The sequence below is a fragment of the Rhizobium sp. CECT 9324 genome, from assembly GCF_918741265.1.
GTDB lineage: Bacteria > Pseudomonadota > Alphaproteobacteria > Rhizobiales > Rhizobiaceae > Allorhizobium.
On sequence record NZ_CAKKMZ010000001.1, the window covers coordinates 3,754,327 to 3,771,405 of the forward strand.

15 protein-coding genes are annotated in these 17,079 nt (G+C 60.0%); 10 read left to right on the forward strand and 5 right to left on the reverse strand.

Annotated elements, in window-relative coordinates:
* Positions 1-20: 20 nt before the first annotated feature.
* Complete coding sequence (locus LQ231_RS18265; protein WP_230172738.1) at positions 21-2,462, reverse strand: FAD-dependent oxidoreductase; 2,442 nt, start codon at positions 2,460-2,462, stop codon at positions 21-23.
* Complete coding sequence (locus LQ231_RS18270) at positions 2,459-3,388, reverse strand: choline/ethanolamine kinase family protein (protein WP_230172739.1); 930 nt, start codon at positions 3,386-3,388, stop codon at positions 2,459-2,461. The genes LQ231_RS18265 and LQ231_RS18270 overlap by 4 nt, the downstream gene beginning before the upstream one ends.
* A gap of 245 nt (positions 3,389-3,633) precedes the next feature.
* On the opposite strand from LQ231_RS18270, the gene LQ231_RS18275 reads away from it, so the two are divergent.
* From LQ231_RS18275 to LQ231_RS18320, 10 genes are all read left to right on the forward strand, one after another.
* Complete coding sequence (locus tag LQ231_RS18275) at positions 3,634-4,401, forward strand: DeoR/GlpR family DNA-binding transcription regulator (protein ID WP_230172740.1); 768 nt, start codon at positions 3,634-3,636, stop codon at positions 4,399-4,401.
* 154 nt (positions 4,402-4,555) lie between these two features.
* Entirely contained in the window at positions 4,556-6,526 is a 1,971-nt protein-coding gene (locus LQ231_RS18280; RefSeq protein ID WP_230173410.1) for a nucleoside-diphosphate sugar epimerase/dehydratase, read from the forward strand.
* Positions 6,526-7,440, forward strand: coding sequence for an SDR family oxidoreductase (locus LQ231_RS18285; RefSeq protein ID WP_230172744.1), 915 nt, complete (start codon positions 6,526-6,528; stop codon positions 7,438-7,440). The genes LQ231_RS18280 and LQ231_RS18285 overlap by 1 nt, the downstream gene beginning before the upstream one ends.
* A gap of 79 nt (positions 7,441-7,519) precedes the next feature.
* Positions 7,520-8,308: a glycosyltransferase family 25 protein gene (locus tag LQ231_RS18290; RefSeq protein WP_230172747.1), complete on the forward strand. Its 789-nt coding sequence runs from the start codon at positions 7,520-7,522 to the stop codon at positions 8,306-8,308.
* Positions 8,296-9,636 (forward strand): O-antigen ligase family protein, encoded by a 1,341-nt coding sequence (locus tag LQ231_RS18295; RefSeq protein ID WP_230172748.1) that lies wholly within the window; start codon positions 8,296-8,298, stop codon positions 9,634-9,636. Before LQ231_RS18290 ends, LQ231_RS18295 begins: the two co-directional genes overlap by 13 nt.
* 4 nt (positions 9,637-9,640) lie before the next feature.
* Positions 9,641-10,198, forward strand: coding sequence for a sugar transferase (locus tag LQ231_RS18300; protein WP_230172749.1), 558 nt, complete (start codon positions 9,641-9,643; stop codon positions 10,196-10,198).
* 170 nt (positions 10,199-10,368) lie between these two features.
* Positions 10,369-10,605: a hypothetical protein gene (locus LQ231_RS18305; protein WP_230172751.1), complete on the forward strand. Its 237-nt coding sequence runs from the start codon at positions 10,369-10,371 to the stop codon at positions 10,603-10,605.
* 59 nt (positions 10,606-10,664) lie between these two features.
* Positions 10,665-11,342, forward strand: a complete 678-nt coding sequence (locus tag LQ231_RS18310) for a response regulator transcription factor (RefSeq protein WP_113142347.1) — start codon at positions 10,665-10,667, stop codon at positions 11,340-11,342.
* Positions 11,329-12,720, forward strand: coding sequence for a sensor histidine kinase (locus LQ231_RS18315; protein WP_230172754.1), 1,392 nt, complete (start codon positions 11,329-11,331; stop codon positions 12,718-12,720). The genes LQ231_RS18310 and LQ231_RS18315 overlap by 14 nt, the downstream gene beginning before the upstream one ends.
* A complete protein-coding gene (locus LQ231_RS18320) occupies positions 12,720-13,802 on the forward strand; it encodes an ABC transporter substrate-binding protein (protein ID WP_230172759.1) in 1,083 nt (360 codons plus the stop codon). Before LQ231_RS18315 ends, LQ231_RS18320 begins: the two co-directional genes overlap by 1 nt.
* 50 nt (positions 13,803-13,852) lie before the next feature.
* Here LQ231_RS18320 and LQ231_RS18325 read toward each other — a convergent pair whose 3' ends face one another.
* From LQ231_RS18325 to LQ231_RS18335, 3 genes are all read right to left on the reverse strand, one after another.
* Positions 13,853-15,358: a tripartite tricarboxylate transporter permease gene (locus LQ231_RS18325; protein WP_113142350.1), complete on the reverse strand. Its 1,506-nt coding sequence runs from the start codon at positions 15,356-15,358 to the stop codon at positions 13,853-13,855.
* A gap of 9 nt (positions 15,359-15,367) precedes the next feature.
* Complete coding sequence (locus tag LQ231_RS18330) at positions 15,368-15,829, reverse strand: tripartite tricarboxylate transporter TctB family protein (RefSeq protein WP_113142351.1); 462 nt, start codon at positions 15,827-15,829, stop codon at positions 15,368-15,370.
* 109 nt (positions 15,830-15,938) lie between these two features.
* A complete protein-coding gene (locus tag LQ231_RS18335) occupies positions 15,939-16,919 on the reverse strand; it encodes a tripartite tricarboxylate transporter substrate-binding protein (RefSeq protein ID WP_230172761.1) in 981 nt (326 codons plus the stop codon).
* Between the last annotated feature and the right edge of the window lie 160 nt (positions 16,920-17,079).

Sequence of the window (17,079 nt, forward strand, 5' to 3'; positions counted from 1 at the left end):
GAACGCGCCTCCCGGCACCTTTATCCCTTTATGCGAACCATCGCCGGATCGAACATCGGGCCGAGATGCAGTTGCGCCGGAACCTTTTCCAGGGCGACCACGAGTTCATAGCGCGCGCCCGTCAGGTAGTTGTCCGAGACACCCTCTAAATTGCGCACATAGCCATAGCCAATCGCCTTGCCGAGCGTATAGCCGTAGCCGCCGCTGGTCAGGTAACCCACGGGTTCGCCATTGCGCAAAATGGTCTCGCGTCCGAGCAGAACAACGTCCGGTCCGGCGGTAAAACCGATCAGGCGCTTTTTGAGCGGCTGGTCCGCAACCGCTGACAATGCCGATCGACCGATGAAATCGGCATGACCTTTCATTTTGACGGCAAAGCCAAGCCCGGCTTCGAACGGCGTATCGTTGGGCGTGATATCGGAGCCCCAGGCGCGATATCCTTTTTCCAGCCGCAGGGATTCCAGCGCACGGTAACCCACAGGTTTCACCCCATGCGCAGCGCCTGCTGCCATCAGCGCATCGAATATGTCACCGATCGCAGCGATCGGTACATGCAGTTCCCAGCCAAGTTCGCCGACATAGGTAATGCGCAAGGCCCTGACCGGATTGCCGGCGATGTCGATTTGACGGACGTGCCCGAATGGAAACGCTGCATTGGTGACATCGGCCTTGGTGACCGCCGAGAGCACATCACGTGCCCGCGGCCCCATCAAGGACAACGTGCCCCATTCCTCGGTGACGTCCGTGAAGCTTACTTTTGAACCCGCGGGAATATGATCCGCAATCCAGCCGAAATCATGGGTCCGGAAACCCGTACCGGTGACCAAGTAGAACGTGTCTTCTGCAATGCGGGCGACGGTCAGGTCGGCCTCGATGCCGCCGCGGGTGTTGAGTAACTGTGTATAGGTCAGCCGCCCTACCGGTTTTGTCACGTCATTGGCGCAGATGAGATCGAGCACCTTGGCCGCATCCGGTCCGCGCATCTCATATTTGGCAAACGAGGACTGGTCGAATATGCCGACAGCCTCGCGCACATGATGATGCTCCTGGCCGACCGCGTCGAACCAGTTCTGCCGGCCCATGGAATAGACGTCCTTGCCCTCGACGCCGGGCGGAGCAAACCAGTTTGGCCGCTCCCAGCCGAGTTTGGAGCCGAAGACGGCACCCTGTCCCTTCAGCCGATCATAGAGCGGCGAAACAAGCCTTGGCCGGCCGCTCTGGTATTCCTCATGCGGAAAGCCGATCGTGTAGTGCTTGCCATAGGCCTCCAGCGTGCGATCGAGCACCCATTGCCGATCCCGGTGCATGCCGGCAAAACGACGGATATCGACCACCCAGAGATCTAGCGGCGCCTCGCCGTCAATGACCCATTGCGCCAGCACCCAGCCGGCCCCGCCGCCCGACGCAATGCCGAATGCGTTGAAACCGGCACCGACGAACATGTTCTTGCATTCCGGCGCCACGCCGAGAATGAAATTGCCATCGGGCGTGAAGCTCTCCGGGCCGTTGATCATCTGCTTGACGCCGGCATGCTCCAGCGCCGGAATGCGCTCGATCGCCTGCACCATATGCTGCTCGAAATGATCGAAATCGTCGTCGAACAGCCGGAACGCCCATTCGTCCGGCACGTCGCCCGTCGTCCAGGCTTGCGGGTTAGGCTCATAGCCGCCCATCACCAGACCGCCGACTTCTTCCTTGAAATAGGTTAGCCGGTCCGGATCGCGGATCGTCGGCGCATCGGTCGACAGGCCATCCAGCGTCTCGGTGACGATATACTGATGCTTGACCGGCTGCAGCGGCACGTTGATGCCCGCCATATCGCCAACCTGTCGCGCCCATTGACCCGCGCAATTGACCACCTTTTCGCAAGCGATGTCGCCGAGCGTCGTCTTGACCTTGAGAATGCGGCCATCCTGCATCTCGAAGCCGGTGACCCGGACATTCTCGACGATTTTTGCACCATGCATACGCGCGCCGCGGGCAAGTGACTGGGTGATGTCGGACGGGCTCGCCTGTCCATCGGTCGGCAACCAGCTCGCGCCGACCAGATCGTCAACATTCATCAGCGGCCACATCCGCTTCACCTCCTCCGGCGACACAAGATGCATCTCCATGCCGAAACTGCCGGCGGTCGTCGCCAGCCGCCGGAACTCCGTCCAGCGGTCCTGATTGGTCGCCAGCCGCAGGCAACCCGTCATCTTCCAGCCGGTGGCAAGACCCGTTTCGGCCTCGAGCCCCTTGTAGAGATCGACGGAATATTTGAGCACCCGGGTGATCGAGGCCGACGAGCGCAGTTGGCCGACCAGACCAGCGGCATGCCAGGTCGAGCCCGATGTCAGCGTGCCCTGCTCCAGCAGGATCACGTCGGCCTTGTGGTCTCGCGCCAGATGATAGGCCGTCGAGCAGCCGATGATGCCGCCGCCGATGACGACGATCTGGGCATGGGAAGGAAGCGTGGTCATCGGGATGTCTTTCCATAGAGGGATCTATAGCGATCAAGCGCCGTCTCAAGGCGGACGAGATTTTCATCGGTGTAGCTGAAATAGTCGGCACCCGGCGCATTGAGATGAAGCTCCGACACCATGCTCCACATCGCTTCGCGCAGCAGCGACGCGCACTGCATGGCGGCGAACGCCTTCAGAAAATCAGGATCGGGCGTCCTGCCAAGATAGTGGCCCAGAAAATCGACGCTTGCCGGATCGGAGAAGCCGGCATTCGAGGTTGCACCGGCAAGATCGAACATCGCCGTCGAATAGCCGGCATATTCGAAATCGATCAGCCAGAGCCTTTCGCCATCGTCGAGAATATTGGCAGGCAGGAGATCGTTGTGGCCGAAGATGATCGGCAGCGGCACCTGAGCCTGCTCCAACTCCTCGGCAAGCGCCACATAGTCCGGAAGAAGCGCCACCATACGGCTCCCGCCGGCGGCAAGGGTCTGCGCATAGTCACGCACCACATGGAACGGCCAGAACAGGTAGGCGCTGCCGCTGACATGGCGCGCCATTGTTGCGTGGAATTGCTGCAGCAGCCGAGCAACAGCATCCGCATTGGCGACGACGTCTTCGGGACCATAGGTCTTGGCTCCGAGAAACGCCGTGACCATCACGCCCGGCTCGGCATAGCGCACCTCCGGCCCGAAACCGGCAGCATGGGCACTGCGCGCCACCATCAACTCGCGCTGCCGCGAGACATGATGAAAAGGATAATCCACCCCGAAACGCACAGCATGCCGACCGGCCGCATCCGTCACGACATAACTTTCATTGCTGATGCCACCCTTGAGAAGAGCGATCTGGATCGGACCTTGCCAGCACGGCAACAGCGGGATCCGGTCCCTGTTGGCAACGACGTCGTCACCCTGGCCCGCCATAGTGTCCGTCACGCTCATTGGCGAGACGCCTTGTTCGGATACAGCACGCCAAACCTCCCAGCGGTTCAAACGGTTTCAGTCCAACCTCGGGATCCGTTCCCATGTGTTTTTCTTGGAGACCCGGAGGATGACCAAGCTTCGTGCAGCCAGATCAAGCTGTCAATCGACTATGTGGATATTTGTGGCTACTTGACCGATTTTGTGACTTTACTTTTGACGCACCCGATTGCATCGCTAGCACGCAACAGCACCGGGATTTCAGCATGGCGGAATCAAAACGACATCGGGACATACTCACCCTCCTGCAGCAGAACGGCACCCTTTCGATCGCTGAGCTGGCGGGTCGTCTTGGTGTATCGTTCGAAACCGTGCGTCGCGACTTGCGCCCGCTCGCCGACAGCCACGCGATTGTCCGGATGCACGGTGCCGTCGCCCTGCCCTCGATGCTCGGGGAGGCACCTTTTGAACGACGCCTGCGCGACAACCCCGAGGCAAAGAAAGCCATTGCCAGGGAACTCGCATCTACCATCCGCGACGGCGATTCCGTCATGCTCGACACAGGAACAACGACGAGTATTCTGGCACGCGAACTGCTGGGGCATCGCCGACTGACGGTCATTACCAACTCGTCCGACATCGCCAGAACATTGGCAACCAGCAATGAGAACCGTGTCTACATGGCAGGCGGCGAACTGCGCCCGGACAACGGCGCCGCCTTTGGCTCGACCGCGATCGACTTCATCAGCCGTTTCCACGTCCTGCATGCGATAATCTCGGTGGGCGCAGTCAGCGCCCATTCGGGCATTCTGGACTTCGACTTCGAGGAAGCCGAATTCGCCCGCATCCTGCTGACCCGCGGCGAAAGGCGGGTCGCCGTCACCGACCAGAGCAAGTTCGGCCGCAGTGGCCTGGTCAAGGTCTGCGACTTCAGCGACCTGACCCATCTCGTCACCGACGGTCCGCCGCCCGCAGATATCACCGGAGCACTGGAATCAGCGGGGGTTACCTGCTTGATTGCACCCTCGGCCTAGCCGCGGAAAAACGACGGCAAAAACCACGAACGATGCTTGGGAAAAACCCGCCCAACCGTTGCATTGCGGTGGTGCAGGTGGCAGGGATATGATGGGATCCTTGCAAGTGTTGCCCTCTGCGGCATGATCGCGCGGAAGGCAGTTGGTATTGGGTATGATGCCGGACGAATTGATAGGTCAGATCTTGCGTTTGCCGCGCTGGCTGAAGCGCTCGCTAGCGCTTGTGGTCGACATGGCGCTCTGTGCGCTGACGGTCTGGTTTGCGTTTTGTTTTCGCCTGGACCAATGGGTGGTCCTGTCGGGCATCCAATGGCTGACCATTCCGGTCTCGATCGCCATCGCTATCCCGATCTTCATCAGGCTTGGACTTTATCGCGCGATTTTCCGTTTCATCGGCTGGGCAGCCTTCCTGTCGATCCTGAAAGCGATTTCCCTGTATGGCCTGATCTACATGACCATCTTCACGATGATCAGCTTTCCCGGAATTCCCCGCACCGTCGGCATTCTTCAACCGCTCTTGCTTCTGCTTGCGGTCGGGCTTTCGCGTCTCGTGACCCGTTATATGCTCGGCGATTCCTACCGCCGCCTGTTGCGGCAAGGGAACCGCTCCCATGTTCTGATCTATGGGGCCGGCACGATGGGCCGCCAACTGGCGAGCGCGCTCGACAATGGCGCAGACTTGAAGGTGAAGGGATTTCTGGACGACGACAAGAGCCTCCATGGTTCGATGATCGGCAGCGCAAGGGTGTACGATCCGGCCCATTTGAACGCGATCGTGGAAAAGCTGGATGTTCGAACCGTGCTCTTGGCCATTCCGAACATATCGGCCGCCAGACGCAACGCGATCATTGAAAGCCTGCGTGGCGGTCATGTCGCAGTCCGGCTGGTGCCCAGCGTCAGCGAAATCGCGCAAGGCAGGGTCAATCTGTCGGACTTTCACGAGCTGGACATCAAGGATCTTCTTGGGCGCGACGCAGTTGCCCCGAACCCGGAACTTCTCAGCCGCAATATTGCCGGCAAGACAGTGATGGTGACCGGTGCGGGCGGCTCGATCGGCAGCGAACTCTGTCGGCAGATCATGGCTGTCGGGCCCGACCGGTTGCTGCTTGTCGAGCAGAATGAATACGCCCTCTACACCATCCACGCCGAACTGACACGCGACTTTGGCGAAAAGGCCGAGGCAATCCTGCCCTTGTTGGGCTCCGTGCGCGACCGCCGTCGCATCCGCGAGATCCTTCAAACCTGGCCGGTCGACACGATCTATCACGCCGCTGCCTACAAACATGTGCCGCTGGTCGAACACAATCCGATCGAAGGCATCAAGAACAATGTCTTTGGCACAGAGGTCATGGCCGAAGCGGCAATCGAAATGGGCGTACCGCAATTCGTCCTGATCAGCACCGACAAGGCCGTGCGCCCGACCAACATCATGGGGGCGAGCAAACGCATAGCCGAAATGCTGCTTCAGGCCCTGACCGAAAATAGCCGGACTACGACATTCTGCATGGTGCGGTTCGGCAATGTGCTGGGCTCGTCCGGGTCCGTCGTCCCGCTTTTCCGCCAGCAGATCCGTGACGGTGGTCCGATCACCCTCACTCACCCTGACATTACCCGTTTTTTCATGACCATCCCGGAAGCCTCGCAGCTGGTAATCCAGGCCGGAGCAATGGCGGAAGGTGGCGATGTCTTCGTGCTCGACATGGGCGAACCCGTCAAGATCATCGACCTTGCACGGCGAATGGTCGAACTGTCCGGCCTGACGGTTCAGGACGCTGAAAACACCGATGGCGACATCGCATTCGTTATGACGGGTCTTCGTCCGGCGGAAAAGCTCTATGAAGAACTGCTGATCGGCGAAAACCCCGGGCCCACGTCGCATCCCCTGATCATGAAGGCGCGCGACGAGTTCCTCCCCTGGAAAACGCTTGAGGAAAAGTTGCGGCAACTGGAACAGACAATGGATGCGGGCGACGTGGCAGCAAGCCGGGCAATTCTGGCATCGCTGGTCACCGGCTACAGGCCAAGTGCCGACGTGGTCGATCTTGTCGTGCTGCGCAATGCCGAGCAGGTGGAGGATTCGATACAGCTCCCCAATCCGGATAACACCAGCTACGGGCGCCTGTGATGATCCTCGTCACGGGAGCCAATGGCTTCGTTGGCCATCGCCTGGCCGCAGATTTGCGTGCACAGGGCCGGATCATCCGGACGGTCGGCCGGACACCGCATTCGACGGATATCGTCATCGATGCGCTCGACGGTCGCACGAATTGGTCCGCAGCCCTCGACGGGATCGACACGGTCGTGCATCTGGCCGCCCGCGTCCATATGATGAAGGATAGCGCATCGGACCCGCTGGAAGCATTCCGCGCCGTCAACCGCGACGGAACGCTCAATCTGGCCCGCGAGGCAGCCGCAGCCGGGGTTCGCCGTTTTGTCTTCATCAGCACACTGAAGGTCAACGGTGAGGAAACCCGTCCAGGCCATGCTTTCCGGGCAGACGACACGCCCCACCCGGAAGACGCATACGCGATCTCCAAATGGGAGGCCGAACAGGGACTGGCCGAAATCGGCCGCGACACAGGCATGGAGACCGTCATAATTCGGCCGCCCCTTGTCTATGGCCTGGGCGTCAAGGCCAACTTCGCAGCGCTCCACCGTCTGGCACGCACCCGCCTCCCGCTGCCGTTTGGCAGGCTGGAAGGCCGTCGTTCATTGCTGTATGTCGGCAACCTCAGCAACCTCATCGCCGTTTGCCTCGATCATCCCATGGCTGCGGGCCAGACCTTTCTCGCCAGCGACGGTGAGGACGTCTCCGTCGCTGAACTGGTTCGGCGCATTCGCAGGCTGGAGGGCCGAACAAGCGCTCTGCTGCCCGTCCCTTCTGTACTCCTGCACAGCGCAGCACGTATTCTTGGCCGGGAAGAGATGTACCAACGCCTGGCGGGATATCTTGAAGCGGATCTGTCGAAGACCAAGGCGCTCCTGAACTGGACGCCGCCTTACACCATCGACCAGGGCCTGACGGAAATGTCCGGTTGAAACAGGACAACGAGGCGTTGCAACGCCATTACGCGGGCACTACAACCGCAATCGATTGCTAAAACAAGCAGCGGACATTATGGAAATGCTGGCCTGGGCCGAAAGGCCGGACACCAACCGAGCGGAAAACATGAAGATCGGCGTCTACGTCATTAATCTCGCGAGATCGCGCGCACGCTGGGATGGCCTGAGCCAGAAAGCTGGCGAACTCGGCATCGCGCTGGAGCGGGTCGAAGGTGTCGATGGCGCCGCACTCGCAACGGGAACCCGCACCGATCTCGACATGAAACGCTTCCTGCGCGAGAACGGCCGGATTGTCCTATCGGGCGAATATGGCTGTTATCGCAGCCACATGCTCGCAGTCTCGACGTTCCGATCAAGTGACTATGATGCAGCACTCATTCTGGAAGACGATGTAGAATTGGCGGCAGATCTTGTCGAGAGGGCTGCGGCCATTCTCGAGGCGGTCCCGGACGCCGAACTGGTCAAGCTGCTCAATCATCGGACAAAATGGTTCCGCCCACGGGCAACAAGCCGCCTGGGCGACGAAATCGGACGCAGCGTCCACGGGCCCCAGGGATCAGCCGCATGTTATCTGATTACACGCTCGGGCGCCGACAAGATCCTCAAGACGCTTGAAGTCATGTGTTATCCGGTGGATGTGGCACTCGAGCGCGGCTGGCATAGCGGCCTTGCTGTTTTTACCGTCCGCGACAACGTGCTGAACCTGAGCCCGGCAAGCAAGACGACCGAAATCGCCACACGCGACGACTATCGAAAGGGCAAGTTCCGCGGGCCTCGCCGCACGATTACCCATCTGCTCCGCGCCTTGGATTACATCCGCAGGATACGATATTGTCTATCTTGAAACGCATTCGCCGACCGATGAGCCTGCAACAGGCGCCGTATCTGCCCCTTATCGTCTCTCTAGCATGGGCGTTTTTGGCATCCGCAATGCTGCTGGAAAGCGACGTTTACCGTTACGCGGCTATTGCTCTCTTGGTCTTCTGCTGGATAGCCCATCGCGACGATTTCAAGCGCATCGGGGGTGACTGGCTCGCCTGGTTGTGTCTCCTTTGGGCTCTTTATGCGTTTCTCCGCTTTGTCTGGGGCATGGCAGTCCACGGAGAAAAAGGCGCGTCCGAATGGCTCTATGTCTTCCCGCTGCTGATACCCTGGCTTGGAGCTTGCCTCTATGCCACGCGTGATCGTCTGTTCGCCGCAGTCACATTCCTGATGGTTGCCGGTTTCATTGGCCTTCTGCTGACACTTGATGTCTCGGCACTCGTGCACGGCGAACGGTTCAGCCCCTTGTACCATCACAATCCGATCCACGCTGCCGTCGGCTGCGGATTGCTGTTCATCAGCAGTGTCTACTGGCTCGCCTTTGCCGCAGAAACCGCCATCCTGAAGACCATCGGCGGAAAAGTGCTCGCGGCCACGGCGATTGCAACCGCCGTTCTCTGTCTCGTCGGCATCTTCGGCGCAAAATCAAAAGGCGTCTGGCTCGCCTTTTCACTTGTCTTTTGCTTCATGAGCATCACGGCTGTCGTACATTATGGTCGCCGTCATATGCTTGTCCCGGGCGCAATCGCCCTGTTGCTCTGCGGGGTTGGCGCCTTCGTCGCCCTCGATAACGTAAAACATTATGCCGGCCCCACCATCGCAGCCGCCCTGCATCTCTCCGAACAGGCTGTGAGCGAGGAGGAGATTGAAAAGGCCATGGAAAACACCGTGAGCAAGGCAGACACGCCGGAATCGATGCGCGAGCGATTGATGCTCTGGACCAATGCCCTGGATATTTTCTTGGAATCGCCCATCATCGGGTCAGGCAATCTCTGGCTGGCAAAGTGGCGAGAAGCAAAATACGCGGACGTAAACTACACCTTGATCCACAATGGTTATCTCGAAATCCTGGTACGCCATGGTCTGTTCGGAATGGCGATGCTACTGGTCTTTGTCGGCACTGCATTTTACCGTATCAGGCAAGCATGGAAGCGCGGCATTATCCCTTCCAGTCTCATGCTTTATCTGTTCAGCATGAGCCTGTTTTTCTTCATCACCATGGCTTCAAATTCGAACAATCGCCTTGCCATCGGCGAAAGTTTCTTCCTGCTGGCCGGTGCTGCCGTCTTTGCCATTTCCATCATGCTCCGCGCCGATGCCAGATCATCCGCGCCAACAATCACCGCGTGAACCCATGCTGAAGCGTCTCTTCGACATTATCGCCGCACTGCTTGGATTGATCATCGCAAGCCCGATCATGGCGATCCTCGCCATCGTGATCCGTCGAACATCTCCAGGCCCGGCGCTCTTTGCCCAGACGCGCGTTGGGCGCAACGAAGAACCGTTCACCTGCCTGAAGTTTCGGACCATGGCGACCGGCACACCTGACGTTGCCTCGCATGCCGCGTCGACAAGCTGGATCACCCCGACCGGCCGATGGCTGCGCGCCTATAAGCTCGACGAACTGCCGCAGCTTTTCAATGTGCTGAAAGGTGAAATGAGCCTTGTCGGCCCAAGACCCTGTCTTCCAAATCAGGCGGATGTGATTGCCGCACGCCGCGCCCAGAGCGTATTTTCGGTTCGCCCCGGCATAACAGGCCCCGCCCAGGTTGCCGGCATCGACATGTCGGAGCCAACGCGCCTTGCCGCCGCAGACCGAAGCTACGTCGAAAGCCAGACTTTGACCGGCGACATCAAGCTGCTGTTCCAGACGGTGCTCGGCGGCGGCCGAGGCGACGCGGCGACCCGCTGACCCATTGGCCCTTTGGCCCGTTGACGACTAGAACAAGCGGAACTGGCTCGGTTCTTGCCTGACCTTTTTTGGTCGGCGATTTATCAAATGCGCATAATCGAATACTCTGCCCAATAGAGACTGATTCGAGAAAGTCTCGCAGGCTAAATGATTTAGCTGAGGTGGCGGACATGGAACGGCAAGCAGACTTGGAGACCTGGGCTATGGTCCGGGCTCAACAGATCATCATGCATCACGGTGCCAATCTCGTGGTATCGGCCCAGCGGCTGGATCACAAGAAAACGACGGCAAACACTTATGCGCTGCGGGCAGCCATCATGAATTCGCTGATTGAGGCTATGTCTGCGCCGCCCACGAAAGCCGGCAGCGAGATACCCTATCCGACAGCAGACGTGGTTTCCTTCTAGGCTCTGACGCAACCTGCCCGACCTTGATCGGCTCGGCGATCCGTGACAGGTTTTGCGCCATGCGAATATTGCTGGTGGAAGACACACACGACGTGGGAGAAGCGATCAGTCGCCGGTTCGAGACGATCGGCCATACAGTCGACTGGGAGACCGATGGTCGTGCCGCGTCGGAGATACTCGATTTTACCGATTACGATCTGGTCATTCTCGACGTCATGCTGCCGGGCCTCGACGGCTTCGAGATCCTCAAGCGGCTGCGCCAGAACCGCAATGCGGTACCCGTGATGGTCCTCACGGCCCGCTCTGAAATTGATGACCGCGTCAGCGCACTTGATCTGGGGGCGGACGACTATCTGGTCAAACCTTTCGACTTTCGCGAACTCGAGGCCAGAGCCCGCGTCTTGTTGCGCAGGCGTTCCGGCGGCGAGGCTACCAATGTGATTGCCTGCGGCGACGTGATGCTCGATCGCACCAATCGTTCGGTCCACGTCGGCAAGCGCGAGGTGCAGCTCAAGCGCCGCGAGATGACATTGCTGGAGATCCTCGCGTCTCGGCCCGGCCGCGTCTTCAGCAAGGACCAGTTGCTCGACCAGATCTTCGGTTTCGACGAACCGGCAGGGCCAAACGCCATCGAGCTTTATGTCGGCCGACTGCGCAAGAAGCTGGAAGGTGCAAGGGCGAGGATCGTGACCGTACGTGGCCTGGGTTATCAGCTGGTGTCTGATGACCAGGACTAGACGCTCGCTCTTTTACCGGCTGGTTGTCCGTGTCGCCTTGGTCCTGTCCGCCGGCGCCGCCGTTCTGATTACCGCGGCATGGCTCTATGCCAAGGCTGCAGCCGATGAAGCCTATGATCGCTTGCTGCAAGGGGCGGCGATCCAGATCCTTGATGGCCTCTCCGTTGAGGATGGCAGGATCGGCATCAACCTGCCGCCCGCCGCCTTCGAACTTCTTGGTCTCGCACCCCGCGACCGCATCTTCTACCGCGTCGTCACGCCCGATGGCTTGACGCTGACAGGTTATGAAGATCTGGCCTTGGCGGTTGATCTGACCCCTGCCCGGACCGGACCTGTCTTCTTGTCCCAGGACTATCGCGATATACCGTTGCGGATCGGTATTGTCGGGCGCGCCATCAGCGAAGCGGCAGCCGGGGGCTGGGCCTATGTGCTTGTCGGACAAACGACGGAAGCGCGAAAAGAGCTTGTCTCCGAACTGACGACGCGCGCGCTCGTTCTTGTGCTTATCATGAGTGCGCTGGCGCTTGCCGGCACAGCGCTCGCCATCCGCTATTCGTTGCGCCCCGTCAATCAGCTCGGCGACATGCTGCTGCGCCGCGATCCGCAGGACCTGACACCGCTATCCGTCGCCGTGCCCGGGGAGCTCTCTCCCTTCGTCGATTCCATCAACCACTTCATGCGGCGCCTCGATGAACGCGTCCGCCTGCTGCAACGCTTCATTGCCGACAGCGCCCACCAGATCAGAACGCCACTCACCGCACTCTCGGCTCAGGTCAGTCTGATCGATGAGGATGCGCTCTCAGGCAATGACCGACGACACCTCGAACGCGTGAAAGACCGCGCCGGAGAACTCGCGCATTTTACCGGCCAGCTCCTCAATCATGCCATGGTGATCCACCGTTTTGACAGCGCCCAGCTTGGACCGCTCGACGTCACCGAGATCGCGCGCAAGGCGTTCCGTGCCGCCGTTCCCATCACCATCGACCCCGACACCGTTGTGTCCTTCGAAGCGCCGGACGAAACCTTGATCATCCTCGGCGATGGCCTCAGCCTGCGCGAAGCCATCGTCAACATCATCGACAACTCCCTGCGCCACGGTACCCGTTTCAAGCTGGACGTCCGTGTCCTGAGGCGGGGCAATTTCGCCTTGGTCGAGGTTGAAGATGACGGTCCCGGCATCCCCCCGGCCGACTGGGGTCAGGTCACCAAACGCTTCGTTTCATCGAAGTCGGGCAGCGGTAGCTCCGGCCTCGGATTTGCCATCGCCTCGGAAGTCGCGATTGCCTTGAAAGGCGGCCTTTCCTTCCGTGAAAAGACGCCTGAGAAAGGCTTTACCATTGTGCTGGAACTACCTCTCGCTTCGGAGACGATAAGCTGATGCTCCGGAAAATCCTGTTACTTGCCAACATCATCCTGCTGGTCCCAACCGCGGCTTTTGCGATTGAAGGCGAAAAGACGGTTTTCCAGTCACCCGGCCCTGAAAAATCACGGCTGATCATCAATGGTGTGACCGATGCGGACGCGATCAAACCGCTGATCCTGGACTTCCAGAAGATCGCGACCGATGTCACCGTCGAATTCAACGACTACGTTTCCAACGATCTTTTCCGCGAGGCGGAGCGGGCTTGCAGCACCGGGCAGAATTACGGTGATCTGCTGATCTCGTCCTCGGCAGACCAACTCGTCAAGCTCGCCAATGACGGCTGCGCCATTCCTCACAGTTCGGCAGAAACCGACGCGCTCGCAAGTTGGGCGAATTGGCGCAATGAGGTCTTCGGCTTCGTCTTCGAGCCCGCCGTCATCGTCTACGATGCCTCGCGTGTCCCGCAAGCGGATGTGCCGCGCAGCCATGCGGACATTGCCGATCTTCTGCGCCGCAAGCCGGAGGAATATCGCGACCGGATCGGAACCTACAATATCCAGCTCTCCGGCGTGGGATACCTGCTCGCCTTTCACGACGCGCTTCAGGCGCCGACGATCTATGGCCGACTTCTGGAAAGCTTCAGCCGCGCGGAAGTCGTAACCGGCTGCTGCAACAACGAAGTGCTGGACCAGATCGCCAGCGGGCGCTTGCGCATTGCCTACAACATTCTCGGCTCCTACGCCTATGCGGCCTTCCTCAAGAACCCAAACCTGCGTGTTGTCATACCGCGCGACTATGCCTTGATCCTGCCGCGCGCAGCCTTGATCCCCGTCAAGTCGCAGCAAACCGATCTCGCCCGCCGATTCATCGACTATCTTCTCTCATCAAGAGGCAAGAGGGTTGCGCGCGAAGAGGCGTTCTTCCTCTCCGAAGACGACCCCCTGCCCGAAGGCGTCGAAGGCCCTGCCTCATTGATCGAATCCGGCATCGGCCGGCCGATCCGCATCGGCCCGGCCTTGCTGGCAGCGCAGGATCGCGCCACTCGCGAACGTTTCATCCGCAACTGGACGGCCCTGTTCACGGAACTGGACCCATAAAAAAGGCCCGACACAGGGGCCGGGCCTTGCTCAAATGACCAGGGAGAGGATCAATCCTCTTCCTGGAAAACCTCCTCGCGCTTCTTCTTGACGCTCGGCAGGAAGACGATGATCAGCACGGCAAGCGCGATCAGAAGCAGCGTGGCGCTGATCGGCCGGGTGACGAAAGTCGACGGATCGCCACGCGACAGGATCATCGCACGGCGCAGGTTTTCCTCAAGCAGCGGCCCGAGAACGAAACCGAGCAACAGCGGCGCCGGCTCGCAGCGCAGCTTGACCAGCATGTAACCGATGAAGCCGAAGAAGGCGACGGCATAGAGGTCGTAGATATTGGCGTTGACGCTGTAGACCCCGATCGAGCAGAAAGCCATGATGATCGGAAACAGCACGTAGTATGGGATCGTCAGCAGCTTCACCCAGAGCCCGATCAGCGGCAGGTTCAGCACCAGCAGCATCAGGTTGCCGATCCACATCGACGCAATGATGCCCCAGAACAGCGCCGGCTGCTCGACAGCGACATTGGGTCCGGGAACGATACCCTGGATGATCATCGCGCCAACCATCAGCGCCATCACCGGATTGGCAGGAATGCCCAACGTCAGCAACGGAATGAAGGAGGTCTGTGCTCCGGCATTGTTGGCCGATTCCGGACCGGCAACGCCTTCGATGGCGCCATGACCGAATTCCTCCGGCGTCTTCGACATCCGCTTTTCCACGGTATAGGAGGCAAAGGACGCCAGGATGGCGCCGCCACCCGGTAGAATGCCGAGCGCCGAACCGATGCCGGTGCCACGGATAACCGGCCAGAACATCCGACGGAAGTCATCCCGTGTCGGCATCAACCCGCTGACCTTGGAGATCAGCACGGTGCGGTTCCGGTCACTTTCCAGATTGCGCAGGATTTCCGCGACGCCAAAGACGCCAACGGCAACCGCGACAAAATTCAAGCCATCGGCATATTCCGTGATCCCCATCGTAAAACGCGGCGTGCCCGAATAGATGTCGGTGCCGACCAGACCGAGCAACAGGCCAAGCGACACCATGGCAAGCGCCTTGATGATCGAACCATGCGCCAGGGCAATGGACGACACCAGACCGACGATCATCAGCGAGAAATACTCGGCAGAACCGAACTGAAGAGCGATAGCCGTCAGCGGTGGCGCAAAGATCGCAACCAGGAACGTCGAGACGGTGCCAGCGAAAAACGAACCGATGGCCGCAATGGCCAGTGCAGCACCCGCCCGACCCTTGCGGGCCATCTGATAGCCGTCGATCGCCGTCACCGCGGATGATGATTCCCCCGGCATGTTGATCAGGATCGCCGTGGTCGAACCGCCATACTGTGCGCCATAATAGATGCCCGCCAGCATGATCAGCGATGAGACCGGTTCAAGCTGGAAGGTGATGGGCAGCAGCATGGCAATGGTCGCCGTCGCGCCGATGCCGGGCAACACGCCGATCAACGTGCCGAGAATGACACCCACCAGGCAGAAGAAGAGATTTTCGATCGAGCCGGCCGTCGAAAAGCCAAGCGCAAGATTGTCGATGAATTCCATGTCGGGACCTCAGAAGCGGAGCCAGGGGCCGAAACGCTCGAACGGCAGGCCGAGGCCATAGCTGAACACGAGCACGGAGAAGAAGGTGATGCCGGTGGCCAGCAACAGTGCCGCCGGAACCCGCAGCCGTTCCGATGCGAAACTCGCGATGAAGGCCGCGACGAACAGCGCCGGTACGAAGCCTGCACCACGCACCAGAAGTCCGAAGACCACCGGAGCCGGCAGGATGAACAGCATGCCCCGCCAGGCAACGGCCCCGATCAGTTCAGGGGAAACACGCGTCGCCTGCACCAGGATGACGATGCCGAGCAAAGAGAGGATGATGGCAAGCACCAGCGGGAAATAGCCCGGCCCCATGCGGAACGCCGTGCCCAGTTCAAGCTGGAAGGATTGATAGGTGAAGAACAGGCCGAGCCCGATAAAGAGCAGACCGCAAAGCGCATTGGCTGGATCGAGACGAACAGATTTCATTGGGTCCCCCGAACTGAATGGTTCCGCGACGAGGCTTGGAAAACCCCGGCGAAACGATGGGCGGACCCGGCCAGATGACCGGATCCGCGCACGCTTCGAATGGCAGGTGTCAGTCGGCGTACTGGCCGGCCGCTTCGATGACAGGCTTCCAGCGGGCGATTTCGCTTTCCAGCTTTGCCTTGAGCGCAGCCGGCGTCACATCGGCATCCGGCGAGGGTGCGGTGCCGAGTTCCGCAAAGCGGGCGGCCACGTTCTCATCCTTCAGCGCCTTCTTCAGCGATGCATTGAGCTTGTCGATCGCTTCGCTCGGCGTGCCCTTCGGCACATAGACGCCGTGCCAGATACCAACCTGGAAATCGCTGAGACCGCCTTCGGCCGTTGTCGGCACATCCGGCAGGACGTCGAGACGCGCTGGCGAGGTGACGGCATAAGCCTTGATCGTGCCACCCTGGATCTGCTTTGTCGTGTTGGTGGTCTGGTCGCACATGATATCGACCTGTCCGCCAAGCAGATCGGTCATTGCAGGGCCAGTTCCCTTGTAGGGAACGGTGACCAGCGGCGTTTCGATCTGGCTCATCAAGAGCATGCCGCAAAGATGCGAGGCCGCGCCGATGCCGGCATTGGCAACGGTCACCGTATCCTTATTCGCCTTGACATAGTCCACAAGGCTCTTGAGGTCGGCCGGCTCAAAATCCTTGCGCGCGACGATCGTCATCGGAACATCGGTGACAAGGCCGACATAGTCGAAAGCATTGAGCGGATCATAGGCGAGCTTGCGGTAGAGGCTGGCTGAGGTTGCCATGCCGATGTGATGCAGCAGCATCGTATAGCCATCCGGCTGGGATGACGCGACGCGGCCTGCACCCAGCGTCCCGCCGGCGCCGCCGACATTCTCCACCAGCACCTGCTGGCCAAGATCCTGCGACATGGCTTCCGCGACAAGACGGGCAACCGTGTCCGTCGGTCCGCCAGCGGCAAACGGCACGACCATGGTGATCGAACGCTCCGGATAGCCCTGGGCGGATACCTGTGCGGAAAAGAGGGTGGCGGCAAGCGCAGTTGCGCTGAACAACGACTTCAAAAATGTCATGGAATCCTCCCGATATGACGTCTCCCGCCGGCATGGCTCCTCCCAGGCCGGTCTTGGATGAATGAGTTTTTTGCCGCATTTAACCGCCGCGCAATGCTCCGAGGATCGGGAGAACAGACTAAAGGCGCTTGGTGCGCCGCATCATGGGTGGATTTTTGCC